25 protein-coding genes are annotated in these 24,576 nt (G+C 53.8%); 8 read left to right on the top strand and 17 right to left on the bottom strand.

All coding sequences use genetic code 11. The features are described from left to right. Positions 1 to 73: 73 nt before the first annotated feature. Positions 74 to 1,843, top strand: coding sequence for an ABC transporter permease (locus ACPUC7_RS20020; protein ID WP_494924210.1), 1,770 nt, complete (start codon positions 74 to 76; stop codon positions 1,841 to 1,843). Next, positions 1,836 to 2,906: an ABC transporter ATP-binding protein gene (locus tag ACPUC7_RS20025; protein WP_494924211.1), complete on the top strand. Its 1,071-nt coding sequence runs from the start codon at positions 1,836 to 1,838 to the stop codon at positions 2,904 to 2,906. The genes ACPUC7_RS20020 and ACPUC7_RS20025 overlap by 8 nt, the downstream gene beginning before the upstream one ends. Positions 2,907 to 3,042: 136 nt before the next feature. On the opposite strand, the gene ACPUC7_RS20030 is transcribed toward ACPUC7_RS20025, so the two are convergent. The 11 genes from ACPUC7_RS20030 to proB all read right to left on the bottom strand — a co-directional run bounded on the left by ACPUC7_RS20030 (position 3,043) and on the right by proB (position 11,286). Next, positions 3,043 to 3,441 (bottom strand): type II toxin-antitoxin system YafO family toxin, encoded by a 399-nt coding sequence (locus ACPUC7_RS20030; protein WP_494924225.1) that lies wholly within the window; start codon positions 3,439 to 3,441, stop codon positions 3,043 to 3,045. 2 nt (positions 3,442 to 3,443) lie between these two features. Next, positions 3,444 to 3,737: a type I toxin-antitoxin system antitoxin YafN gene (gene yafN / locus ACPUC7_RS20035; RefSeq protein WP_494924212.1), complete on the bottom strand. Its 294-nt coding sequence runs from the start codon at positions 3,735 to 3,737 to the stop codon at positions 3,444 to 3,446. A 168-nt stretch (positions 3,738 to 3,905) separates the two neighbouring features. Continuing rightward, on the bottom strand, positions 3,906 to 5,651 hold the full coding sequence (locus ACPUC7_RS20040) for a putative phage tail protein (RefSeq protein ID WP_494924226.1): 1,746 nt from the start codon (positions 5,649 to 5,651) through the stop codon (positions 3,906 to 3,908). Between the two features lie 51 nt (positions 5,652 to 5,702). Next, complete coding sequence (locus ACPUC7_RS20045) at positions 5,703 to 5,909, bottom strand: hypothetical protein (RefSeq protein WP_494924229.1); 207 nt, start codon at positions 5,907 to 5,909, stop codon at positions 5,703 to 5,705. Continuing rightward, positions 5,854 to 6,147, bottom strand: a complete 294-nt coding sequence (locus ACPUC7_RS20050; RefSeq protein ID WP_494924213.1) for a hypothetical protein — start codon at positions 6,145 to 6,147, stop codon at positions 5,854 to 5,856. The genes ACPUC7_RS20045 and ACPUC7_RS20050 overlap by 56 nt, the downstream gene beginning before the upstream one ends. Continuing rightward, positions 6,144 to 6,488, bottom strand: coding sequence for a DUF7940 domain-containing protein (locus ACPUC7_RS20055; RefSeq protein ID WP_343553526.1), 345 nt, complete (start codon positions 6,486 to 6,488; stop codon positions 6,144 to 6,146). Before ACPUC7_RS20055 ends, ACPUC7_RS20050 begins: the two co-directional genes overlap by 4 nt. Positions 6,489 to 6,490: 2 nt before the next feature. Further along, on the bottom strand, positions 6,491 to 6,958 hold the full coding sequence (locus ACPUC7_RS20060) for a lysozyme family protein (protein WP_343553522.1): 468 nt from the start codon (positions 6,956 to 6,958) through the stop codon (positions 6,491 to 6,493). A 184-nt stretch (positions 6,959 to 7,142) separates the two neighbouring features. Further along, positions 7,143 to 7,421, bottom strand: a complete 279-nt coding sequence (locus tag ACPUC7_RS20065; protein ID WP_494924214.1) for a transcriptional antitermination N peptide — start codon at positions 7,419 to 7,421, stop codon at positions 7,143 to 7,145. 412 nt (positions 7,422 to 7,833) lie between these two features. Continuing rightward, positions 7,834 to 8,565 carry a S24 family peptidase gene (locus ACPUC7_RS20070; protein ID WP_494924215.1) on the bottom strand — a complete coding sequence of 244 codons (732 nt, stop codon included), beginning with the start codon at positions 8,563 to 8,565 and terminating at the stop codon, positions 7,834 to 7,836. Between the two features lie 353 nt (positions 8,566 to 8,918). Further along, positions 8,919 to 10,172 carry a glutamate-5-semialdehyde dehydrogenase gene (proA, locus tag ACPUC7_RS20075; RefSeq protein WP_494924227.1) on the bottom strand — a complete coding sequence of 418 codons (1,254 nt, stop codon included), beginning with the start codon at positions 10,170 to 10,172 and terminating at the stop codon, positions 8,919 to 8,921. A gap of 10 nt (positions 10,173 to 10,182) precedes the next feature. After that, on the bottom strand, positions 10,183 to 11,286 hold the full coding sequence (proB, locus tag ACPUC7_RS20080) for a glutamate 5-kinase (RefSeq protein WP_039333147.1): 1,104 nt from the start codon (positions 11,284 to 11,286) through the stop codon (positions 10,183 to 10,185). Positions 11,287 to 11,532: 246 nt separating this feature from the next. Between proB and ompC the strand changes: the two genes are divergently transcribed. Further along, the gene (gene ompC, locus ACPUC7_RS20085) at positions 11,533 to 12,624 is read left to right on the top strand and encodes a porin OmpC (protein ID WP_343553518.1); all 1,092 of its coding nucleotides are present in this window, start codon (positions 11,533 to 11,535) and stop codon (positions 12,622 to 12,624) included. Between the two features lie 85 nt (positions 12,625 to 12,709). On the opposite strand, the gene crl is transcribed toward ompC, so the two are convergent. The 3 genes from crl to gpt form a co-directional block, all read right to left on the bottom strand. Beyond that, complete coding sequence (gene crl / locus ACPUC7_RS20090) at positions 12,710 to 13,111, bottom strand: sigma factor-binding protein Crl (protein WP_343553517.1); 402 nt, start codon at positions 13,109 to 13,111, stop codon at positions 12,710 to 12,712. Positions 13,112 to 13,341: 230 nt separating this feature from the next. Next, positions 13,342 to 14,589 (bottom strand): esterase FrsA, encoded by a 1,248-nt coding sequence (gene frsA / locus ACPUC7_RS20095; RefSeq protein WP_494924216.1) that lies wholly within the window; start codon positions 14,587 to 14,589, stop codon positions 13,342 to 13,344. Positions 14,590 to 14,710: 121 nt separating this feature from the next. Continuing rightward, positions 14,711 to 15,172 carry a xanthine phosphoribosyltransferase gene (gene gpt / locus ACPUC7_RS20100; RefSeq protein WP_008108942.1) on the bottom strand — a complete coding sequence of 154 codons (462 nt, stop codon included), beginning with the start codon at positions 15,170 to 15,172 and terminating at the stop codon, positions 14,711 to 14,713. 254 nt (positions 15,173 to 15,426) lie between these two features. On the opposite strand from gpt, the gene pepD reads away from it, so the two are divergent. The 4 genes from pepD to ACPUC7_RS20120 all read left to right on the top strand — a co-directional run bounded on the left by pepD (position 15,427) and on the right by ACPUC7_RS20120 (position 20,873). Next, entirely contained in the window at positions 15,427 to 16,887 is a 1,461-nt protein-coding gene (pepD, locus tag ACPUC7_RS20105; RefSeq protein ID WP_494924228.1) for a beta-Ala-His dipeptidase, read from the top strand. Between the two features lie 393 nt (positions 16,888 to 17,280). Then, positions 17,281 to 18,786, top strand: a complete 1,506-nt coding sequence (locus ACPUC7_RS20110) for a sugar ABC transporter ATP-binding protein (protein ID WP_494924217.1) — start codon at positions 17,281 to 17,283, stop codon at positions 18,784 to 18,786. After that, positions 18,783 to 19,781 carry an ABC transporter permease gene (locus ACPUC7_RS20115; protein WP_494924218.1) on the top strand — a complete coding sequence of 333 codons (999 nt, stop codon included), beginning with the start codon at positions 18,783 to 18,785 and terminating at the stop codon, positions 19,779 to 19,781. Before ACPUC7_RS20110 ends, ACPUC7_RS20115 begins: the two co-directional genes overlap by 4 nt. 27 nt (positions 19,782 to 19,808) lie before the next feature. Further along, positions 19,809 to 20,873: a sugar ABC transporter substrate-binding protein gene (locus tag ACPUC7_RS20120; RefSeq protein WP_494924219.1), complete on the top strand. Its 1,065-nt coding sequence runs from the start codon at positions 19,809 to 19,811 to the stop codon at positions 20,871 to 20,873. 158 nt (positions 20,874 to 21,031) lie between these two features. On the opposite strand, the gene dinB is transcribed toward ACPUC7_RS20120, so the two are convergent. Next, complete coding sequence (gene dinB, locus ACPUC7_RS20125) at positions 21,032 to 22,087, bottom strand: DNA polymerase IV (RefSeq protein ID WP_494924220.1); 1,056 nt, start codon at positions 22,085 to 22,087, stop codon at positions 21,032 to 21,034. Positions 22,088 to 22,330: 243 nt separating this feature from the next. On the opposite strand from dinB, the gene dpaA reads away from it, so the two are divergent. Next, the gene (dpaA, locus tag ACPUC7_RS20130; protein ID WP_343553510.1) at positions 22,331 to 23,074 is read left to right on the top strand and encodes a peptidoglycan meso-diaminopimelic acid protein amidase; all 744 of its coding nucleotides are present in this window, start codon (positions 22,331 to 22,333) and stop codon (positions 23,072 to 23,074) included. Here the strand turns inward: dpaA and ACPUC7_RS20135 are convergent. Further along, positions 23,045 to 23,812 (bottom strand): class II glutamine amidotransferase, encoded by a 768-nt coding sequence (locus tag ACPUC7_RS20135; protein ID WP_343553509.1) that lies wholly within the window; start codon positions 23,810 to 23,812, stop codon positions 23,045 to 23,047. The genes dpaA and ACPUC7_RS20135 overlap by 30 nt on opposite strands. 51 nt (positions 23,813 to 23,863) lie before the next feature. Beyond that, on the bottom strand, positions 23,864 to 24,442 hold the full coding sequence (gene lpcA, locus ACPUC7_RS20140) for a D-sedoheptulose 7-phosphate isomerase (RefSeq protein ID WP_343553508.1): 579 nt from the start codon (positions 24,440 to 24,442) through the stop codon (positions 23,864 to 23,866). Positions 24,443 to 24,576 lie beyond the last annotated feature (134 nt).

Below are 24,576 nucleotides of genomic sequence, written 5' to 3' on the forward strand. Positions count from 1 at the left end.
CGCAGTAATCAAGCGCGGCCGTTGCGTCGCGCTTGGCTCTCTTTTATCTGATTTCACCATTCAGGGTCCGAATATGCGTGCATTGCATAGAAAGTGGCAAAGCCTGCCGCGCGGCATTGTGGTGCTGATAACTGCACTGGTTATCTACGTTCCGCTGTCGTTTATCGTTATACAGAGCTTCTTCTCCGCACCATTTTTTTCACCGTCGAAAGAGTGGAGCCTTGAAGCCTTCGAATTTATTTTTACCGATCCCGACTTCTATAAAGCCTTGAGAAGCGGCTTTATTCTCGCCTTTGGCTTGGTGATCATCGCCATTCCGCTCGGCGGCATTTTGGCGTTCCTGATGGTGCGCACCGATTTGCCCGGCAGACGCCTGATCGAGCCGCTGATTCTGGTGCCGATTTTCGTTTCACCGATGGTGCTGGGCTTTGGTTATGTGGTCGCCGCCGGTCCGGTGGGCTTCTTCTCGCTGTGGGCGCAGCAGTTGCTGGGCTTTGTGCCGTGGAACATCTACGACATGTCGAGCATCGTGGTGATCGCCGGTTTAACCCACGTACCGCATGCCTATCTGTATATCTCCTCGGCCTTGCGCAGTGTGGGATCGGATGTTGAAGAAGCGGCGCGTATTGCCGGTGCCTCGCCGTTGCAGGTCATGACGGCGGTGAGTTTGCCGATGGTGCGCCCTTCTATTCTCTACGCCATCGTGCTGCTGTTTTTCCTCGGCCTGGAAGTGTTCGGTCTGATGCTGGTGCTGGGCGATCCTGAAGGCAACATGGTGCTGGCAACGTATCTCTATCAGTTGACCAACAAGTTGGGGACGCCGTCCTATCACCTGATGGCCGCCGTGGCGGTGGTGCTGATTTGTATCACCATTCCACTGGTGATGTTGCAACGCCGTTTGATGCGCACCGCCAATCGCTTCGTTACCGTGAAAGGTAAAGCTTCACAGGCGCGCGCCTTGCCGCTGGGAAAATGGCGCTGGGTGGCGGGCGCGGTTGTCGCCTTCTGGCTGACTGTCACCATCGGCGTACCGCTGATCGGCGTGGTGCTGCGTGCCTTTATTTCCAACTGGGGCGTTGGCGTCTCAATCTGGGATGAGCTGTCGATCAAAACCTTCCAAACCATCTGGGCGCAGCCCAACCTGCTGCGCGCCATCGTCAACTCCATGGCGATTGGCGTGATCGGCGGCGCATTGGCGGTGGGTTGCTACCTGTTTATCGGCATCGCTATGCACCGCAAACCGGACAACACCACGCGCTTCCTCGATTACAGCGTGCTGGTGCCGCGCGCCGTGCCGGGCTTGCTGGCGGGTTTAGCGTTTCTGTGGGTGTTCCTGTTCCTGCCGATGTGGCTGGATAACTCACTGAAATCTGGCTGGCTGTCTGATTTCGCCTGGTCGCAGTGGATGCGCGACAACCTGATTGTCTGGTTACGTTCGCTGCGCAGCACCATTTTCAGCGTGTGGCTGGCCTATACCGTGGTGTGGATGGCTTACGGCCTACGTCTGATCTCCTCAACGCTGCTGCAAGTCGGGCCGGAACTGGAAGAAGCGGCACGCAGCACCGGTGCCACGCGTGGACAGATTACTCGCCACGTCACCATTCCGTTATCGCGCTACGGCCTGATCGGTTCGTGGTTGCTGATGTTCCTGATTTTCGAGCGTGAATATTCAACCGGCGTATACCTGCTTTCGCCTGGCACAGAAACCATCGGTTCGATGCTGGTTTCGCTGTGGGCGGCGGGCGCGATTGATATCGTCGCTGCGCTCTCCTTTATTAACATCCTGCTGGTGGTGGTCGGTTTAGGGATTGCCCTGCGTTTTGGAGTCAAATTACATGATTGAGTTATCGGTCGAAAATCTGCATCTCACTTACGGCGACAACCCGGTACTGAAAGGCGTGTCGATGAATCTGCAACGCGGCGAAGTGGTTTCGCTGCTTGGCCCTTCTGGCAGCGGCAAAACCACGCTGTTGCGCGCGGTGGCTGGGCTGGAGAAGCCGACGCAGGGCACCATCGTCATCGGTAAAAACCAGGTTTACGCTGGCACCCCGCGCAGTGAAATCCCTGCCGAGGAGCGCAATCTCGGGCTGGTGTTTCAGTCCTACGCGCTGTGGCCGCATAAAACCGTGTTTGAGAACGTGGCGTATCCGCTGAAGCTGCGCAAAGTGGCATCGGCGGAAATTACCCAGCGCGTGCAAGATGTGCTGACGCAGTTGGGTCTTGGCCATCTTGGCAAACGTCATCCGCATCAGCTGTCCGGTGGTCAGCAGCAGCGCGTGGCGATTGGCCGTGCGCTGGTGTACAACCCGCCAGTGATTCTGTTGGATGAACCGTTATCGAATCTGGATGCCAAGCTGCGTGAAGAAGCGCGCGTGTTCCTGCGTGAGTTGATCATCAAACTGGGTTTGTCGGCGCTGATGGTGACGCACGATCAGAATGAAGCGATGGCGATTTCCGATCGCATCCTGCTGCTGAATAACGGCAAGATTGAGCAGCAAGGCACGCCGCAAGAGATGTACGGTTCGCCAAAAACGCTGTTCACCGCCGAGTTTATGGGCAGCAACAACCGCCTGAACGGCAAAATCACCGAACTGCGCGACGGCAAAGCACGTATCGAAGGCAAAGGTTGGGCGTTGTGGGGATTAGCGGGAGAAGGTGTACAACAAGGACAGGACGCCACGGCAGTGATCCGCGTTGAGCGCGTGAAGTTGGTGGAGGGACCGGGGGAAAATCAGCTGGAACTGCCGCTGCTCACCAGCATGTATCTTGGCGATCGCTGGGAATATCTGTTCCGCACTGCGGGGGATGATTTCGTGATTCGCGCTTACGGCACCGAGGTGCGCGATCCGCAACATTGCCATCTGGCACTGCCGGAAAACCATGTGTGGATATTTCCGAAGAGTTGATTGACAACCAGGTCGCCATAAATGGCGACCCTACAGATGTAAGACGCGGTTTTGTAGGGTCGCCATTTATGGTGACCTGGTTCTGATTGAAGGAGCGGCATTTGTCGCTCTTTGTTTATAAAGGTTTTTATACAACTCAATGTTTCATCCTGAACGCTTCAGCCATCAACCCGATCTTGTGCATATGGTTATTATTACGCGCCATCTTATGCGCTTCGGGTTTCAGGATAATAATCAGTAAGTAAGCATCACCATCCATCGCCCCAGAGCAGTAAACCAAGTGAGCCTGATCGCTGGTTCTGTTGAACTGACGTAGAAACCTCGGGAAAAGCGTTTCAGCATCGGCAAGATGAATGTGAGAAACCCGCTCTTCTCTCACTAAAGGATAAGTAGAATCATCATCATAAGGTGCATCCCGGCCAAACGTATCGGGTAACTCGCCGTCTCTTTTATAGGACAAAAAATCCGCCGCCAAATCCTCAAGTTCAAACTCGCTCAACTGTTGGCGGATCAAGGCTGATTTAAAAACCCTTATGCTCATTCCGTGAACTCATTAAGATCCTTATCTGAAGCGCTTTGCAGCAACGCCTGCCCATTTTCCGCAATTTCTTTTAAACGATTCGCTGAAGGTCTGAATCGCGCGGGAGTGTGATTCTTTCCTTGCTTCTGTTCCAGCAGATCAATCAGTTCTTCAAACAAATGTGCACTTAACATATAACCCGCCGGTCGATTGTTAGAGAGAACGGCAACCGGCTCATCAATAAAAAATTTTGCCGGATTTTTCCTTAACTCAGTAATGTTAATCGTTTTTTCCGCAAGAATGCGCTCCATACCACACCTTTAAAATACACTATTATGAACATGATAATGTACATAATAGTGTACATATTAACGCACATCAAATTTGCACCGATAAATTGATCAACTCTGCTATTAACAATCACTCCCTCGTCAGAAACAAAAAAGCGAGGCCGAAGCCTCGCTAAAATGTGCTCGCCCCTAATCGTAATAAGGAAGTTTACGATCGACACCGTTAATGTTGACCAGCACAAAGCCCGTAGGCGTGGTTTTATTGGTTGGTGTGCCCGCTGCCGTCGCGACGGTGAGCACCCCTTTCTCATTGGCGCCGACGCCCGCCAATCCGTTGTGCAGACCAAAACGTGCCGCCGGTTTGAAACCACCAATTTTGGTGGTGTCGGTGGCGATCGAGAAGTCCTGCTGGAACAGCGAGCAAGAACCGGTATCGAAACGCGTTGGGCCAGTACATTTCAGGTTCAGCATGGTGTCGCCGCTGTTGGCGCGCAGTTTCACCCACACCGCCGCGTACGTGGTGCCAACGCGGCTGTAGCGGATATCCAGCACCGCTGGTTGGCCCATGTGATAGGCATCTGCCCATACCGTTTCCAGTCGCTGCAAGTTGACCCAGGTTTTACCGGTGGCCGCCACGTTCACCGGCGTACCGGCAGTGCCGGTGGGCTGGGTGGCATCGGCTTTACCAATAAACTCCATCACCCACTGCTGGTTGGCGTTCGGGAAGAACAGCTGCCCAACGCGATACCAGTTATCGGTATCGGTATTGTTGGTGATCTTGTAGCCGCTGAAGTAACCGGCACGCAGCGAGCCGGTCATGAAGGTGCCGTAGTTCTCATCACGGCGATAACCGTATTCAAAGGTGGATAACCAGCGCCCGGCGGCGGCATCGGTGCTAATCGATGCGCCCGATTGCAGATTAAGCTGGCGCATGGTCATACGCGTATTGTTGAGATTGAACGGGCTGCCGCAATCCTCAATATTCAGCGTATCAATGGTCCAGCCGCCATCCGAGAGATCGCCAGGATTGCGCGTATGCTCAATCCACACGTTGCGCATAATCCCCTGCGTGACGCGCGGCATATAAATAGTGGCGTCGCCATAACCGGTCTGGAAGTTACAGTTACAGATCTCAATTGCGGTGGAGTGATCCCACGCGCCTTTCGGGGAGTTCGACCAGCCAACATCAAACACGCGGCCGTAAGTGTACAGCGTGTAGATTTGGTCGAATTTACTGTCGAGGGTATCCAGCACTTTAATCACCGTACCGCCGTTATTCTGCGCGCGGAAACAGTAGATATTGACGGTGGTGCCTTCGATACAGGTGTTTTCGAAGAATGGCTGCACGTTGCTGCACATATCGGAGGTGATGGTGCTTTTGTTGGTGGTGATATCGGCGGACGCCTGGCCGTTCCACGCAATCCCGCGAATCGAAGTGCGGCGCGCCTTCACCTTAAATACCGTGTTGGCACTTTTGTCGGAAATGATGGTGGTACGCGGCAGCGAACCTAGCTCGACGTCATCACCTTGCAGGCCGAAGAAGGCGCGCTCGGTGCCGCTGATATCGATCGGGCTGATCAGGAATCGCCCGCCGGGAAAACGCACCGGCAATGCGGTGATGTTGCCGGAGTAATTTTGCGTCCACGCCAGCATGCGGTTGAACGCATCGGTATCATTGGCGTAACCATCGCCTTTGGCACCAAAGTGATAGACGTTGATTTCACTGGGATCGTTAATCACACGTTTCCAGTAAAAGCCGTTGCCGATCACCAGCGTACCGCCATCTTCTACTGCGGTGGTGGTGCCGATAAAGCCGGTAAAATCGCCGCCGCCGTGGAAGGTGGAGTCAGCGTTGTAACGGCGTAAAAATGCCAGATCGCCGTTTTTGCTTGGTACAGTGGTACGCAGTTCAGCATAAGAGTTAACTTCGATCATCATAGCCTCCTCGGCTCTTCAGGTGGGTCTTGCAGAAATAGCAGGACAGCGTTATTGCGCCGCGTGGCCGCAGTGCTGATCCCAAAGATCGTTGTGATTGTTGATGGCGCGCACGGTGCGAATGTCCATGCGCGCGGCGTCATTGCCGTGGGTGTAAATCGGGGAAAACAGGGTACAGGCGGAATCGATGACGATGGGGGCTTCAGGGCTGGTGGTATTTCGATTGCTGCAACTTGTCACGAGCAGCAGCGTCGTCAAGATTAAGGTTGCTGGCTTCCACACGTTTGGCCTCCTCGCGCAGCTGTTGCTGCTGCTGGTTAACCGCCACCGCTTGCGCCGCGGCTTTGTCGGCGCTTTCGACGGCGGCTTGGGATTTTTGCTGCACTTTGCCGATCTTCTTGCCACCGAAGTAGCTGGCCACCAAAGCGGCAAGAATGCCGCCCAGCGCAGCCAGCCAGTGCCAACTGCCGCCGAGCAATGAAGTGAGAAGAGTCATGGTTTTTCCTCCATGGCGATTTTCTGTTGATTAAGGCCCTTCTGGCGGACGAACTGCGCCATCACGCCCATCGCCACCATGAAAGCGCCGATCATGCCGAGATAGTTGTGCGGCAGAATGTCTTTCACGTCCTGAGGCAAGCTGTTCCACGCATCCAGCGCTGACGACGGGAACGATTGCACCCACGCGCTTAGCATTGAGCCAAGCGACGCCAGCCATACCGACCAGGTTTTGAACAGCAGCCGCGCATGTTTCACAAACTCCAAAGTGGTGAAGCGCTGCAATATCAGCAGCACGATGATCGCCACCAGTACCGCAATAAGAAAAATTAGCCATTTCATGTTCATAACAGCCCCCGATAGATGTCGTAGGTGCCGCTGCGCATCACTTCCGCATGGCGACGTGCGCGACCGGATGTTTGCCGCGCCCACAAGCTATCGAGCATGGCGTTGGCGGCAGAGTTAAAGTCACCTTGGGTAATCGCGGTGAGCATGCCGCGAAACAGCGCTAAGCCATCGACGCCAAGTTGATAGCCCATGCTGATCAGCACGTCACAGCGCGCTTCATTGCATTTCGCCAACGCCTGATCCACCAGCGGACGCTGATGCATCTGCTGCACCTTGCCCTCGACCAGGCACTGCTTCCACACATCGCCAACTGCTCGCGGCACCTGAAAGATGTAGTTGCTGAGCGACGCCCCTTTGGGTCCGATGCGAATACCGCCGGCTACCGTCGGGAAGCCCAACGTATCGAGATAAGGTGCTTCACGGTAACCCTCTTCAAAATTCAAAATGGCAATAATCTGGCTCATAGTGGTTCCTCTTTGACGGGCGCAACAGTCTGAAAATGGCTGTGCGAAGCGGCCAAAAACATAAACTCCGCTGATCGTTTACTCACCCGGCAACGTTGACGGATAACCGCAACGCTCAAGGATGATTAAACAGTGAATAGCAAAGAGTCGTTCCGCTTAAAACTGGGAAAGTGGAGAGAAAGATTTAACGCACGGCATACAAATAGACATGGGGCAAACAGCGGTTATCAAAACTGGCTTGCGGCGGCTGAACGCGCACTGGCGCTAACACCGCGCAATCGACGCGTGAATGGGTTTGGCGCTTGCAAATCCGCTCGGCACTGCGCAGGGTGACGTTTTCGGTTTCGATACCCAATGCGCTATCGATACTGCACTTAAGACGGCTGAGGGATTGGCGTCGCCGATGGCGGCGCGTGCGGGCATTGCCTGAAAATACTGACTTTCCGTACTGGATAATCGCCATAACTCCTCCTGTGAATGAGTCTTTGGCGATGGGATGGCAGGCACGGCGATTCGGCGGGAATCGAAGCGTGCGCGGTTCCACTGAAAACACTTATCCGCAACTCGCCCGTCCGTACTAACGGCCAGGAAGAAGTAGAGGAAGTGATAGCAGAGGGCAACTGACAACGCTGCTAAGTGCGTATCCATCCCATCCCAAAGTCCACTGACTTTGGCTGGACTGTATCGCGCTTGTGCAGCGCCTCAATTGTTTAAGAGCGGGCTCATCCGGGAGCAAATGTTTCGTTCTTCCATGCTCAAATTATTAACAGGTTCTAATACATTGGCAAACACTGGTAGTTAATTTTTTATTTACCATCAGTTAAATTTATGATTTCAGCCAACATATTTTTTTGACTGTATCTGGCGTTTTGTGATCAGCCTAGAATTTGGTAATCACGCGCCTGGCTCATGATCACCCGCGCCACCACGTGCAACGCTTTGGCTTCATCGAGGGTTAAATACCAGGTTTCGTAGCGCTTGTTATCAGAGATAACCGCCACCTTTTTGTGTTGCAGTTGCAGACGTTTGAGATAGAGCTGATCGTCAAGCGTGAACAGATAAATACCATCGCCATCAAAGCGATGCACGCTGATATCGAGAAACAGCTGATCGCGTGGCGCAAAGGTGCCAGCCATCGAATCACTGTTGAGCGCGATGAGGCGAATGTTCTCCGCCGGACGACCGTTGAACAGCACGCGCGCCTCTTCCAGCCCGTATTCAATCGCCTGGATGGTCTCGACCAGTTCGTCGCGCGCACTCGAGCTGCGGATGCTTTGCTGCTCGATATCCAAACTCTCAACGCGAAAGCGCGGCAACGGATTGATGAGTTCGTGCGGTGCCAACATCGCAGCCGGTTTTTCCATACCGTATTGCAGCCATTCGACGCGCACGTCTAATAACTGGCTGAGCGCCAGTAAATTATTGCCATCGGGTATCGATTGTCCGTTAAACCATTTCCAAACCCCCGGCGTTGAAATTCGACATCCCCTTTCTTGCAGAGCGAGTGCAACCTGTTTGTTTCGTCCATGTCCAGCAATGCCGGCGCTTTCGCATGCGGCAATCAGCCTGGCAGTAAAAGCTTGTCTGCTACTCTCGTTTTTAACCATCAGTTAATAATCTGCCTTCAGTAAAAGACTGAATGTTATTTTCATTTTTGCTACCAGTTCATTTTATATTACCGGCAGTTTACTACCCAACCGCTTTTATCAATAAAGCTGGATGATCATTATCTCTTTCGGCGGGGCGTAAACCAGTGATCAATGCCATATCGCTTGTTCTGACAGGGGTTTTCAGGATTGTTCTGGTGCTATAAGACCAGCATCTACAGCAAAAAATGGGTTAAAAGCCGCCACTGCGCCATAGATGACAGAAATAAATCAAAAAGCTCTGGAAATAGCTGGATCGAAAGCAAAAAAAAAGAGCGCCGTTTCCGGCGCCCTTTTTCAGGCAGGGTAAAAAATTAACGACGCAGCGTATCGTCGCCCCAACCAATCCATTTGTAGGTGGTTAAGGCTTCTAATCCCATTGGGCCACGCGCATGGAGTTTTTGCGTGCTGACCGCCACTTCAGCGCCGAGGCCAAACTGGCCGCCGTCGGTGAAGCGGGTGCTGGCATTAACGTATACCGCAGAAGAGTCGACCTGGTTGACGAAGCGGTTGGCATTGCCAATGCTGCGCGTCAGGATGCCATCGGAGTGCTGCGTGCCGTGCTCGCGAATGTGTGCGATAGCCTCATCAATATCCGCCACCAGCTTGACGTTGAGATCGTTCGACAACCATTCGTCATCGTAATTTTCAGCCTGCACCGCGACCACAGCCGCTGGACCGTTTTGCAGCAGTGGCAAAACGTTTTCATCAGCGTGCAGCGCGATGTTCTCCTGCGCCATTCGTTGCAGGAAAGCCGGAATAAAACCTTCGGCTTGATCGCGATGAATCAACAAGGTTTCCAGCGAGTTACAGGCGCTTGGACGCTGCTTCTTGGCGTTGACGATGACGTCCAGCGCCGCCGCGGTTTCCATGGTTTCATCGAGATAGAGATGACACACGCCAATGCCGCCGGTGATCACCGGAATGGTGGAGTTTTCGCGGCACAGCTTGTGCAAACCGGCACCGCCGCGCGGGATCAACATATCGACGTAGCGATCGAGCTTCAGCAGTTGATTGACCAGCTCACGATCCGGATTCTCAATCGCCTGCACCGCGCCAGCCGGTAAACCGTGCTGCATTAGCGCGTTTTGGATCACGCGCACGGTGGCGGCATTGGTGCGATAAGTTTCTTTGCCGCCGCGCAGAATCGCCGCGTTACCGGTTTTCAAACACAGTGACGCGACATCAACGGTGACATTCGGGCGCGCTTCATAAATCACGCCGATTACACCGAGCGGGACGCGACGACGTTCGATGCGCAGGCCGCTATCCAATAGGCCGCCATCGATCAGCTGTCCAACCGGATCGGCCAGACGGCACACCTGACGCACATCGCCAGCGATGCCTTTCAGACGCTGCGGATTCAGCGTGAGGCGATCGAGCAGCGCTTCGCTCATGCCATTCTGTCGCGCGTCGGCGAGATCCTGCTCGTTGGCTGCCAGAATGTCGGCGCTTTCCGCTTCCAGACGATCGGCAATGGTCAGCAGCACCTGATTTTTTTGTTCGGTGGAGAGCTCCGCCAGTTTGTACGACGCAGCGCGCGCCGCTTTACCCATTTGTTCTAACATCATCTGCTCCTTAACTGACGATCATGTCGTCGCGGTGCACCGCAACCGGGCCATATTCATAACCGAGAATATCGCCGATTTCCTGACTGTGATGACCGGCAATCATGCGCATCGCATCGCTGTTGTAGCGCGTTACACCGTGGGCGATATCGCGTCCTTGCAGGCTACGAATGCGGATCACTTCACCGCGTGAGAAGTTGCCTTGCACTTCACGAATCCCTTTCGGCAGCAGCGAACTGCCGCGCTCCAATACCGCTGCCAGCGCGCCATCATCAATGGTGATTTCACCGGCTGGCGGTGCGCCAAAGATCCAGCGTTTGCGATTTTCCAGCGGCGATTGTTGTGCATGGAAGCGCGTGCCAACCGGTTTGCCGTACAGCACGTCGCTGATCACGTCTGGACGACTGCCCGCTGCGATGATCACATCGATCCCTGCGCGACAAGCAACATCTGCGGCTTGCAGTTTGGTCGCCATACCGCCGGTGCCGAGGCCAGACACACTGCCGCCGGCCAAGGTGCGCAGCGCATCGTCGATTTGATGCACATCGCTGATTAATTCCGCTTCCGGATTGGTGCGAGGATCGGCGGTGAACAAGCCTTGCTGATCGGTGAGCAGCAGCAGCTTATCTGCGCCGCCGAGCATCGCCGCCAGCGCCGACAGATTGTCATTGTCACCGACTTTGATTTCCGCGGTGGCGACCGCATCGTTCTCATTAATCACCGGCACGATGTGGTTGTCGAGCAGCGCGCGCAGCATGTCACGCGCGTATAAGAAACGTTCACGATCTTCCATATCGGCGCGCGTTAACAGCATCTGGCCGATATGAATACCGTAAATCGAGAACAGTTGTTCCCACAGCTGGATCAAACGGCTCTGCCCCACCGCAGCCAACAGCTGCTTTGAGGCGATGGTAGGCGGCAGTTCGGGGTAACCAAGGTGTTCGCGTCCCGCGGCAATCGCGCCGGAAGTGACGATAACAATGCGATGCCCCGCCGCGTGCAACTGCGCGCACTGACGAACCAGCTCCACCATGTGCGCCCGATTCAACCGACGCGAACCGCCGGTAAGGACGCTTGTACCCAACTTGACCACAAGGGTCTGACTGCCACTCATGTTTTTCCTGCCATGTAAGAAAAAAATCTGCGAAGGGACGTTTTATCAGGAGTGAGCAAGGAAGCCAACAACAGCAAGGGGAAAAGCACAAAAATCCCCTGACAATGCGGTAGACCAAAAGTTCGCAATTAACAAGAAATCAGAAAAACTGTCATAAAACTTTCATCAGCAAACGGTAAAAAGTCCCCTGTTTTACAAACCCTTTTCCGGGTACTACAAAAATTTACTCATCGGGATTGATAGCAAATGAAGAAGAGCACACTGGCATTAGTTGTTTCTGCGCTGGCACTGGCTTCCACCGCAAACGCCGCAGAAGTATATAACAAAGACGGTAACAAACTGGACTTCTACGGCCGCGTTAAAGCTGAGCACTATTTCAGTGATCAAGCTTCTAACAACGGTGACAAATCTTACGTTCGTATCGGCTTCAAAGGTCAGACTCAGATCAACGACCTGATGACCGGTTACGGCCAGTGGGAATACCAGTATAACGTTAACAACTCAGAAGGTTCTGACGCTAACGCAGGCAACAAAACCCGTCTGGGCTTTGCTGGCCTGAAGTTCGGTCAATACGGTTCATTCGACTACGGTCGTAACTACGGCGTGCTGTACGACGTAGAAGCCTGGACTGACGTATTCCCAGAGTTCGGTGGTGACGGTACTGCACGTACCGATAACTTCATGACCGCTCGTGCGACTGGCGTTGCCACTTATCGCAACAGCAACTTCTTTGGTCTGGTTGATGGCCTGCGCTTCGCGCTGCAATATCAGGGCAAAAACGACGCTACCAGCGCTAACTCACGCGGCAGCATCACTGATACTTCTCGCCAGAACGGCGACGGTTACGGTGCGTCACTGGGTTACACCATTGCTGACACTGGCATCAGCCTGATGTCTGCAATCACCTCTTCAGACCGTACTAACCAGCAGCAGCTGCAGACCTTCGGTCGTGGTGATAAAGCTGATTCATGGGGCGCAGGTATCAAGTATGATGCTAACAGCATCTACCTGGCTTCAATCTACACCGAAACGCGCAACATGACGCCAATCGGTACCCGTGGTTTTGCTAACAAAGCGCAAAACTTCGAAGTGGTTGCTCAGTACCAGTTCGACTTCGGTCTGCGTCCATCCCTGGGCTATATCCAAACTAAGGGAAAAGACATCGAAGGTATCGGTGACGAAGACCTGGTTAAATACATCGACCTGGGCATGACTTACTACTTCAACAAAAACATGTCTACTTTTGTTGATTACAAAATCAACCAGTTGGACGACAACAACAAACTGGGTCTGAACAACGACGATGTGGTTGCTGTTGGCCTGACTTACCAGTTCTAAGCAGTAAGCTGTACCCTCCCCTGTGTCTATAAAAAAAGAGCCGGCTCATCACCGGCTCTTCTCTTTTTAATGCATCAACTGAACATCAGGCGCTCAGTTTCACTGGCTCTTCTTTAAATCCTTCCGCCGGGCGCAGATCAAGTTTCTGCTCCAGCAGCATCGCTTTCAGACGCTCATGGAAGTTACGCAGCGTACTTTCCACTTTGGCATTGTTCTCTTTGCCTTTGATCGCCACCGCGCCCCAATCACCCGCTTTATCAAACAGGCCAAAATGATATTCGTAGGTGAAGTGATCTTCATAAGCTTCCAGCGTCATCCACCAGCCCCAAAACTCACGCAGTTCTGGCGCAGGCTTAACGTTGACGCACGCAGCCAGGCAATCAAAGAAGAAACGTGTCTCTTCACATTTCCCTTCACGGATATATGGCCCCAATTCGGTGAAGCGCTTAAGCAGGCGACTACGGGGGTGACCACTCGGTAATGTCATCTGTTTCTCCCTTGAACCCTTGAAATTGCACTGCCAATCTACTTCGAAATTCAATCCCCTAAATAATTCATGTTGCAGGAAGGCGGCAAGCGGGTGAATCCCCGGGAGCTTACTGAAGTAAATGACCGGGGTGAACACGCGCAGCCAACGCACCTGCAACATGAAGTATGACGGGGATTAATGGAAATATCCCGGATATAAGTACTAGCAGAGTTTGGGGATTTCGCCAGTTAGCTTTTCAATTGTTTGGCTAACCAATCACAAAGTTGATTGAGCGCTTTATCGAAACTGGCAAAAACCGGCTTGGCGGGGATCGCCAGGGTTTTACCTTGCGCGGAGGAGTTAGCGATCAGTTGCGCATCCTCTTGCGGGCTGAAGATATCATCCGGCCAATAGGCTGCCAGCATTGGCGTTGGCGTACGACGGCCCAGTAAGCCCTGCACTTTCAGCGAATAGCGATTGAGTTCGATGCGCAGATTGCTGTCCGAGGTCGATGACATGCCCAAACGGCTGGCCAGCATGTCCATATACATATCCGGCAATTGCTGCTGCTTTTGCGCGTCAACAAACACGCTGTGCACCATCGCGCCAAGCGTGGCTACCGCGCGCAGACGCGGCACTTCGAGATAGGCCAAACGCGTCGCCACGTTAGCCCCAAAGCGGTAACCCAACAGCGCCACGCGGGTGTGATCGATCCATGGCACATTGCTCAACTCACGCAGCACTTGCTGATGCAGCTGGCTGGTATCCTGATTGAGCGTCCATTTACTGCTGAAGCCCACCGACGGCATATCCAGCGTCAGCATGGCGATGCCGCGCGGCGCGAGGTAATCGTGGAACAAGCGATAGTGATCGCTCTGCAATGAATCGAGGCCGCCGCACAGCAACACCGTTGGATACGGTGCTTCCGCCTGGGCAGGCATATGTAAAAAGCCCGTAACCGGGCTGCCGCCGTTCATCGGAAAAGTCAGTGATTTGAGTTCGCCCGGCAAACGCTGCGTGGCTTCTTCATAGGCACGATTCGCCAGCACCTGCGCCTGATCGGCCAGTTCATCACCCTTTATATAGGGATAGGCGGCGAGGCTAAATAGATTGGCGGCATGCAGCCAGTGTTGCCCGGCATCATCGTGATTATCGGATTGCATGGCGCGCTGCTGCCAAATCGCCGCTTGCTTCGACCATTCGTAATTCCAGTTGCCACCGCGATAGCCAATCACCGTGTCCAGCAACGATTCGGTGGTGCGCTCAAAATCGCTGATGGCAATGCGCGACAGCACTTCGCTGATTTCCTGCGGCGACAAACCGCGCCATGTCCACAGCAGTTTATTCAGCATGCGATACCAGCCGCGTTGCGTGTCACCTTCCAGCGCGTTGTGAACGGGTAGCGTCGTATGATGCTGACGGCGGACTAATGAGGAGGTTTCCGGGTGTTTGAAGCGAGGTTTAAACAGCTCTTCGCTGAGATTTTTATCAGACATCTTCGAGGTTCTCCAGCCAATGTCGCGGCGATGGCTAAGAGTGTACTGCACCCCCAGGATGCACGCGAGGCGCAGAATGCACAACGCCCGGCATAACCGGGCGTTGTTTGCGATGCATCAATCAGGCGCCTTTGACGATTGGCGGGATATACACCACGCCCATGTCCCACGGCTGCTCGATCCAAGTGTTCTGCGGGATATCGACAATATAGTCGTCCACCAGCGCGCGGCCAGCAGGCTTGGCGAAGATGGTGCAGAAACGCGCTTTTGGATACATATCGCGGATCGCTTGCGCGGTGCCGCCGGTATCCACCAGATCGTCAATCACGATGAAGCCTTCACCGTCGCCTTCAGCACGCTTCAGTACTTTCATTTCACGCTGATGATCGTGATCGTAGCTGGAGATGCACACGGTATCGACGTAGCGAATACCCAGTTCACGCGCCAGCAGCGATGCCGGAACCAGACCACCACGGCTGACCGCGATGATACCTTTCCACTGTTCCACAGGAAGCAGGCGCTGGGCCAGTTTACGGGCATGAATTTGCAACATGTCCCAGGTTACGACGTATTTTTCGCTCATATAAAGAGATCCCGACCAATAAACTTGGCTTAAAAATATGCAAGGGGGAAAAGGTTGCGCGAGATTATAAGGATCTGACGCCTTAAAAACCAGCATCTGTCTTACTGGTTGCAGGTTTTTAGCGCGCCTGATTACGCAACCAGTGAGAAACAGTGATATTCTCAGGCCCATCACGTCAGATGTGCTGACGACGATTTTTACTGGAAACCCGCGTGCGAGCGGTCTGTCCGCCGCGCTGACACAGGAGACGCATGGTGTCTGAATTGTCGCAACTTTCACCCCAACCGCTGTGGGATATTTTTGCCAAAATCTGTTCCATTCCACACCCTTCTTACCACGAAGAAGCCCTGGCCGAGTACGTTGTTGGCTGGGCCAAAGAGCAAGGTTTCTGGGTTGAGCGCGATCAGGTCGGCAACATCCTGATTCGTAAACCTGCTACTGCTGGCATGGAAAAACGCACGCCGGTGGCGCTGCAAGCGCACCTTGATATGGTGCCGCAGAAAAACAATGACACCGTTCACGACTTCACCAAAGATCCGATTCAGCCGTATGTTGACGGCGAATGGGTAAAAGCACGCGGCACCACGCTGGGTGCAGATAACGGCATCGGCATGGCTTCTGCGCTGGCGGTGCTGGCTGACAACAGCCTGACGCATGGCCCGATTGAAGTGCTGCTGACCATGACCGAAGAATCGGGCATGGACGGCGCGTTTGGTTTGCAGCCAAACTGGTTGCAGGCCGATATCCTGATCAACACCGATTCCGAAGAGGAAGGTGAGATCTATATGGGTTGCGCTGGCGGTATCGACTTCATCACCACCTTGCCGCTGACGCGTGAAGCTGTTCCAGCCGGTTTTGAGACGCTGAAGCTGACGCTGAAGGGCTTGAAAGGCGGTCACTCGGGTGCCGATATCCATCTTGGCCTCGGCAACGCCAACAAACTGCTGGCGCGCTTCCTCGCACTGCACGCGGCGGAACTCGATGTACGTCTGATTGAATTCACTGGCGGCACGCTGCGCAATGCCATCCCGCGTGAAGCCTTCGCCACGCTGGCAATTGATAGTCATAAAGTGGATGCACTGAAATCTGCTGCGGCACATTTCCAGGCCACACTGCTGAATGAGCTGGGCATTAAAGAGAAGAACATCGCGGTGGTGACCGAGTCATTGTCGCATCAGGGCCAGGCGCTGAGCAGCAATAGCCGCGATCGCTTCCTGAATCTGCTGAATGCCACGCCAAACGGTGTGATTCGCAATTCAGACGTGGCGAAAGGCGTGGTGGAAACGTCGCTGAACGTCGGCGTGGTGACCATGGATAACGACCATGCCGAAATCATCTGCCTGATTCGTTCACTGATCGATACCGGCAAAGATTGGGTGGTCGAAGTGCTGACTTCACTGGCCGATCTGGCTGGCGCGAAAAGCGCACCGAAAGGCGGCTACCCAGGCTGGCAGCCGGATGCCGATTCGCCAGTAATGGCGTTGACGCGCAAAACTTACGAAGCGCTTTTTGGTAAAACGCCGAACATTCAGGTGATTCACGCCGGTCTGGAGTGTGGTCTCTTCAAGAAGCCGTACCCGAATATGGATATGGTTTCTATTGGACCTACCATCACTGGCCCGCATTCGCCGGATGAGCAGGTACACATTGAGAGCGTAGGTCTGTATTGGAAATTGCTGACCGCGCTGCTGAACGTGGTGCCGGAAAAAGCGTAAGTTAACGCGATGATGAGAACCAGGCTGCGGCCTGGTTTTTTTATGCCTGCGGGTTCAGATTGTTTGGTCACCATTAATGGCGACCCTACGACAGATGAATGCGGTTTTGCCGGTGCACCATAAATGGCAACCCGGCGACGATTTTGTAGGGTCGCCATTTATGGTGACCGCCTTTTAAGGCCATGCCAATCGCCAGCACAATCCTCTAAGAATTGTCTTTATCACCCACGCATTTCACCAGCGCTGACTCACCCGCCAGTTTTAGCCATCGTTATATCCAGATGTCTGGATGGCTAATAACATTCCGTGCTAGCTTATGCGCTTTCAATCGTTGCCCCGCGTGAGGGTTCAGGAAAAAATGCGCCCAACTCCTTTCTTCATAGGTCCAGCCCAATGAGCGCCATCAACCGCCTGGAGATGCGTAATATCTCCATCGCTTTTGGCGGTTTTGCCGCACTGTCGCAGGTGAATTTTCTCACCGAAGGCGGCTCGGTGCATGCGCTGACCGGCGCGAATGGTGCAGGAAAATCTACCCTGATGGCGGTGCTGGCGGGTGCGCATCATCATTACAGCGGGGAAATTCGGCTGGATGACGTGCCAGTGACCATTCGCTCACCACGTGATGCCAAAAAGCTCGGCATTCATCTGGTACAGCAGGAAGTTGACGTGGCGCTGGTGCCGCAACTGAGCGTGGCGGAAAACATCCTGCTCGACCAATTAGCCGAACCCGGCCATGTCTACAACTGGGCAGAGATCCGCCGTCAGGCGCGTGCCTTGCTGGCGCAGCTAGAGGTGCAGATTGACGTCAATCGTCTGGTCGAGCGCTGTTCACTGGCAGAAAAGCAGCAAATTCTGTTGGCACGCGCGCTATCGCATCACTGTCGCTTTCTGATTCTCGATGAACCTACCGCCCCGCTCGATCAGCACGAAAGTGAGCGCCTGTTTGCCGTGGTACGACGTTTGCAGGCCAGCGGCATTGGCGTGGTATTCATTTCGCACCGCATCCACGAACTCAAAGCCATTTGCGATCAATTAACGGTATTGCGCGATGGTCGGCTGATCGAGAGCTGTGCAATGACAGCGTTAAGCGGCGAACAGATCGTCGAGAAGATGCTGGGCCACCAGCTGAATGATGTGTATCCGGCACGGCGCGAACGCAGCACTCAACCGCTTCTGCTGGCGGTTGCTGGCTTACACGACGATGCGCTGCTGCAGGATATCTCGCTGCGTCTGCACAAAGGCGAAATTCTCGGCATCGCCGGTTTAGCCGGTGCTGGCAAAACCGAATTGTGCAAAGCGCTGTTTGGTGCCAGCAAAAGTCGGGTGGCGCATGGCGAACTGCACGGCAAAGCGTGGCGACCGCGCTCACCGCATGATTCGGTGGAAAACCGCATGGCTTTGGTGCCGGAAGAGCGGCGCAAAGAAGGCATTTTCATCGATGAACCGGTAAGCATGAATCTGAGCGTCAGCGCTGATAACAGTTTCTCGCGCTGGAGTCTGTTCGGTCATCGTCAGGCGTGGCGCTGGGCGGAAGAAGTGATTCAACGCCTGAATATCCGCACCACCGGACCGGCGCAAACCTTGCGTCGTTTGTCGGGTGGCAATCAGCAAAAAGTGGCGATCGGCAAATGGCTGCGCAATAACGCTGATGTGCTGATTTTTGATGAGCCGACGAAAGGCGTGGATATCAAAGCCAAAACCGAACTGTTTAATTTGATCGACGGCTTAGCGCGCGAAGGCAAAGGCATTATTTATGCGTCGGGCGAGTTTTCTGAATTGGTCGGCTTATGCGACCGCATTTGTGTGCTTTGGGACGGGCGCATTGTGGCTGAGATGGACGGACGTGAGGCCAGCGAAGAGACACTTCTGCTTTATTCCACCGGAGGAACCCCTGCGTGAGCAGCAAAGAATTAGCCCTAAACACGCAGCCTTCTCTGCGTCATCAAATCTTCGATTTCCTCTATAAATGGGGCATGTTGTTGACGGTGGTGATTCTGATCGCCGCGTTTGGCCTCGCTTCAGACAGCTTCCTTGAGCCAACCAACATCATCAACATCCTGCGCTCGATTGCCATCGTCACGGTGATTGCGATTGGCGTGTCGATTTCGTTGACGGTCGGCGGTTTTGATTTGTCGGTGGGTTCCACCGCCTCGCTGGCGAATGCGCTGGTGATTTCGCTGTTTGTCTGGCACGGCTTTGGCACCACTGAAGCCATCATCATCACCTTGTTGCTGTGCACCTTGGTCGGCTTGTTCAACAGCTTCCTGATTGTGATTCTGCGCATTCCCGACATGCTGGCTACGCTCGCCACGCTGTTTGTGATTCAAGGCGTGGCGATGACCTACAGCTTTGGCGGCTCGATTACCGAGAACATGGTGCTGCCGAGCGGTGACATGGCCGAAGGCACGATTCCAGCGGCATTTGGCTTGCTTGGTCAGGTCCCGACCATCGTGATCATCATGTTGGTGGTGACGATTGTGGCGCAACTGGCGCTGTCGCTGACCAAACACGGTCGCCGCATGTATGCGCTGGGCGGCAATCCAGAAGCGGCGCGTTTGTCGGGGATTCGCACCACGCGCTATCGCGTGCTGGCTTATGTGCTGGCTTCGCTGCTAGCAGGATTGGGCGGCATTTTGCTGGCGTCGCGTATCGGCTCTTCACAGGTTAATGCCGGCAGCGGCTATTTAATGGATGCGGTGGCGGCGGCGTGGATCGGTTTTTCACTGGCCGGTTCCGGCAAACCTAACGCGCTCGGAACCTTAGTCGGCGCGGTGATTCTTGGTGTGTTGCAAAACGGCTTAGTGATGTTGTCGGTGCCCTATTACGCCATGGACATTATCAAAGGCTTGGTGCTGGCGCTGGCGCTAGCGATTACCTACATTCAGCGCCGCTAAGGCGCGTTTAATCAGAAAGAGATCATAATGAAAAAAATCACCCTTTCGCTGCTGGCCGTCAGCCTGCTCAACGCCAGCGCCGCCTTCGCTGCCGCGGATGTCCCGGCGGTGATCGCCAACCACGACGGCCCGATACGCATCGCCATCATCCGTAACCTCGGTTCCGACGATAACACCACGCAATTTGTGGCGGGTGCGATTCAGGAAGGCCGCAAGCTGGGCTTTAAGGTCAGCACCTTTCTGAGCAACGGTGACGATGCGCGCTTCCAGGATTTCGTCAATCAGGCGATCAGCCAAAAATATGACGGCATTATTTTGTCGCACGGCAAAGATCCGTACGCCACGGCGCTGGTGCAACGTATCGCCGCTGCGGGCATTAAGCTTTCGGTGTTTGATACGCCGGTGAATACGCCAGTTAACGGTGTCACGGTTACCGCCCAGGATGATGCTTCTTTGGCGCAGGAATCGCTGGGACAGATCGTTAAAGATTTCAACGGCAAGGCGAATATCGTCAAGCTGTGGGTGGCAGGCTTCCCGCCAATGGAACGTCGTCAGGTGGTGTATGAAAAAGTACTGAAAGAGAATCCAGGCATTCAGCAGCTGGAATCGATTGGTGCGGTTTCTTCTGACGTGCAAGGCGATACCGCCAACAAGATTGGCGCGATTCTGGCGAAATACCCAAAAGGCAAAATTGATGCAATTTGGGGCGCGTGGGATGCCTTTAGTCAGGGCGCGTATAAAGCGTTGCAGGAGAATGGTCGTACCGAGATCAAGCTGTATAGCATCGATGTATCCAATCAGGATTTGCAGTTGATGCATGAGAAAAACAGCCCGTGGGTACAGACGGTGGCGGTTGATCCGAAAACCATTGGTGCAGTGAATATGCGTCTGGTGGCGAATAAGATTGGCGGCGAAGCAACACCGGCGACGTATCAGTTCAAAGCAGCGGCGATTTCACAGCAACAGCTGAATGCTCAGCAAGGCGCGATTAACGTGGCGTCGCTGAATAAGATCATCCCAGGCTGGGGCGAGAACAGCGATTTTATCGCGCCGTGGTTTGCGACATTAGAAGCGAAGGTCGGGAAGAAGTAAGTTTTTCCCTCACCCTAACCCTCTCCCACAAGTGGGAGAGGGAACCGTTCAGTGCACTTTTGAACTTAAGCACGCATTTATTACCACTCTCGATCAGCGCCCTCGCCCGCTTGCGGGATAGGGCTGGGGTGAGGGACAGCGCGCACATTCGCACAATCTCACAACCCCAACAGCAACTGCCGCTCCAGCTGCGGATCCACCAGCGTCACATGCAATCCCACCAATCTCACACCACGCCCGCCGCGACGTTCATCCCATGCCTGGCGTGCCACGGCGATCATGTCGTCCTTATTTAAAACCGACCAAACGTGTTCCTGGGTGGTTTGCTGGAAGTCATTAAACTTGAGCTTTACGCCTTGCCGCGCAATCTGCTTATCGGGCTTAATCGCCGTCAGGCGGCGATCCAACTCGGCATAGAGAAAATCGATTATTTCCAGACACTGATCCCAGTTGTGAATATCTTCCATCAGCGTGCGTTCAACACCGAGTGATTTGCGTTCGCGCTCCACCACCACATCGCGATCGTCAATACCGTTGCTGCGTTCCCACAGCACGCGACCAAACTTGCCAAAACGCTTTAATAACAGCGCCAAATCGGCACGCTGTACATCAGCGCAAGTGCGTAAGCCCATCTCTTCCAGTTTCTTAGTGGCCACTTTGCCAACGCCGGGAATTTTGCTGAGTGGCAAGGTGAGTAAAAAATCGGGCATCGCGTGTGGCGTGATAACAAATTGGCCGTTGGGTTTGTTGAGATCGGAAGCGATCTTGGCGAGAAACTTGATCGGCGCAATGCCAGCAGAAGCAGTCAAACCGGTCTCACGCAGGATATCGGCACGAATCGCCTGCGCCATCAGCGTCGCCGATCCCTGACAATGCAGGCTGTTGGTGACATCCAGATAAGCTTCATCCAGCGATAGCGGTTCAATTAACGCGGTGTAACGCGAGAAGATATCGCGAATCTGGCGCGAGGCTTCTTTATAAGCATCGTAGCGGCCAGGTAATAAACGCAGATGTGGACAGAGTTTCAGCGCCATCGCCGTGGGCATCGCGCTGCGTACGCCATATTTACGCGCCGGATAGTTGGCGGTGCTGATCACGCCGCGCTGCACCCGGCTGCCACCAATGGCGATGGGAATGTCACGCAAAGAGGGATCGTCGCGCATCTCAACCGCTGCGAAAAAGCAGTCCATATCGACATGAATAATTTTGCGCATACGCCCTCCGAATACTGGATAAGTATACAGCAGCGAAAAATATCGGCAATAATTGTTGAGAGAGAGATTAAAGTTTACAAATTTCTGGTCGTATTCCCTTTAGGAACGCGCCATTTTCTCGGACACTGGCTTGATTAAAAGCCAGACAATGTTAATGTTGCGCTGCGATAGCGGATATTTCCGATAATGCAATACCCTGACGCTTAGCGTCATCGTTTCTCTTCACATCAAGGTATCTACAGAATGGGCAGAATCGCATTATTGCTTGCGATGATCTTTATGCCGGTCCTAAGCTGGGCAATGAACCCCGAGCCTACGCAACCGCTGGCTCCGGTGAGCAAAGAGCTAAAGAAACAACTGATTGGCACCCCGGTGTTTATTCAGATTTTCAAGGAAGAGCGTACGCTGGAACTGTACGGCAAAATCGGTAATGAATATCGTCTGCTGGACAGCTATCGCATTTGTAATTTCTCTGGCGGTTTAGGTCCTAAACGTCGTCAGGGCGATTTTAAAAGTCCGGAAGGCTTTTATAACGTCAAGCTGAACCAATTAAAACCAGACAGCCGCTTTTACCGCGCCATTAATACCGGTTTTCCAAACCAATACGATCGCGCTAAAGGCTATGACGGCAACTATTTAATGATTCACGGTGATTGCGTATCAATTGGCTGCTACGCGATGACTAATGCGTCGATGGATGAGATCTTCACCTACACTAACGCCGCGTTGCGCAATGGTCAGCAGGAAATTCAGGTGAACATCTATCCGTTCCGCATGACCGACAGCAATATGGAACGTCACAAATACTCGACGTACATTAATTTCTGGCGTGAACTGCAACCAGGCTATGCCTACTTTGCGAAGTACCGCGTGCCGCCAACGGTGAATGTGACGGCAACCGGCCAATATGCGGTGAACAGCACGCCGGTAATTTCCACACCGGATGCTGCCTCGAAATCATTCCTGGCGCTCACCCAGGCAAAATAATGCCCACTCGCCTGGCACTATCCGGTGCCAGGTTTCATTCCCTGTCAGCGGTTGCGTGGCAATCACCGTCACCACATCTTGCGGCGTGGTTTGCTGCTGAAAATCAATCTCCACATCCTGATCGAGCAACGTGGCTTTGCCAAACGGCGCGCGGCGCGTAATCCAGTACAAGTTGGTCGAGCAGAACGCCATCAAATATCGTCCATCCGATAACAACATGTTGAACACGCCCTTTTCACGCATTTCTGCCGCCAATTCGGCGATATAGCGGAATACTGCTGGCCAGTTGCCTGGCGTTCGTGGATAGCGTTCAGCGAGTTTGTGCAGAATCCAGCAGAAGGCTTTTTCGCTGTCGGTTTCACCCACCGGGCGGAATGAACCGGTCTCAAGCTGGCGATAACCTTTCAGCTGCCCGTTATGGGCGTAAGTCCAATTGCGGCCCCACAGCTCACGCGTGAACGGATGGGTGTTTTCCAGCGACACTTCACCGCGATTCGCCTGGCGAATATGCGCCACCACCGAATGCGATTTGATCGGATATTCCTGCACCAAACGGGCAATCGGCGAGTTGAAGCTTGGCTGCGGATCTTTGAAGGTGCGGCAACCTTTACCTTCATAAAAGGTGATGCCCCAACCATCTTTGTGCGGCCCGGTTCCACCGCCACGCTGCACCAGACCGGTAAAACTGAAACAGATGTCCGTGGGGACATTGGCGCTCATCCCGAGCAATTCGCACATAGCAACCGCCTTAAGTTAGAACCTCCTGCGCATCGCAGGAGGAACACGTCATTACTTAACCATCTCTTTTTCGATCAACAGCATCAGGATGTGGATCACTTTAATGTGGATCTCCTGAATGCGGTCGGCATAACCGAAGTGTGGCACACGAATTTCGATATCTGCCGTGCCTGCCATTTTGCCACCATCTTTGCCGGTCAAAGTGATCACTTTCATCCCTTTGGCGCGTGCCGCTTCAATCGCTTTGATGATGTTGGCGGAATTGCCAGAGGTGGATAAGCCCAGCAGTACATCGCCTTCACGCCCTACCGCTTCGATATAGCGTGAGAACACATAGTCATAGCCGAAATCGTTGCTGACGCACGAAAGGTGGCTGACATCAGAAATAGCAATCGCCGGATAGCCAGGACGGTTTTCACGATAGCGCCCAGTCAGCTCTTCAGCAAAATGCATCGCATCGCAATGTGAGCCGCCGTTTCCGCAGGAGAGCACTTTGCCGCCTGCTTTGAAGCTATCGGCCAGCAACACCGCAGCGCGCTGAATGGCATGAATGTTGGCTTCGTCACTCAGGAACTTATTGAGCGTATCGGCGGCTTCATTGAGTTCTGAGCGAATAATGTCCTGATACATAGGGATGTCCTTTAGAGGAAAGATTGACCCCGCAAGTTTAACGGAATGGGGCAATGCCGCAAAGCGCCTGCAAGGTGGAAAAGCGCGACCGTTGGGGAAAGTTTGGCAGACGTTGCGGCGCGTACATCGATTTT

The organism is Pantoea sp. CFCC18179 (assembly GCF_059412405.1).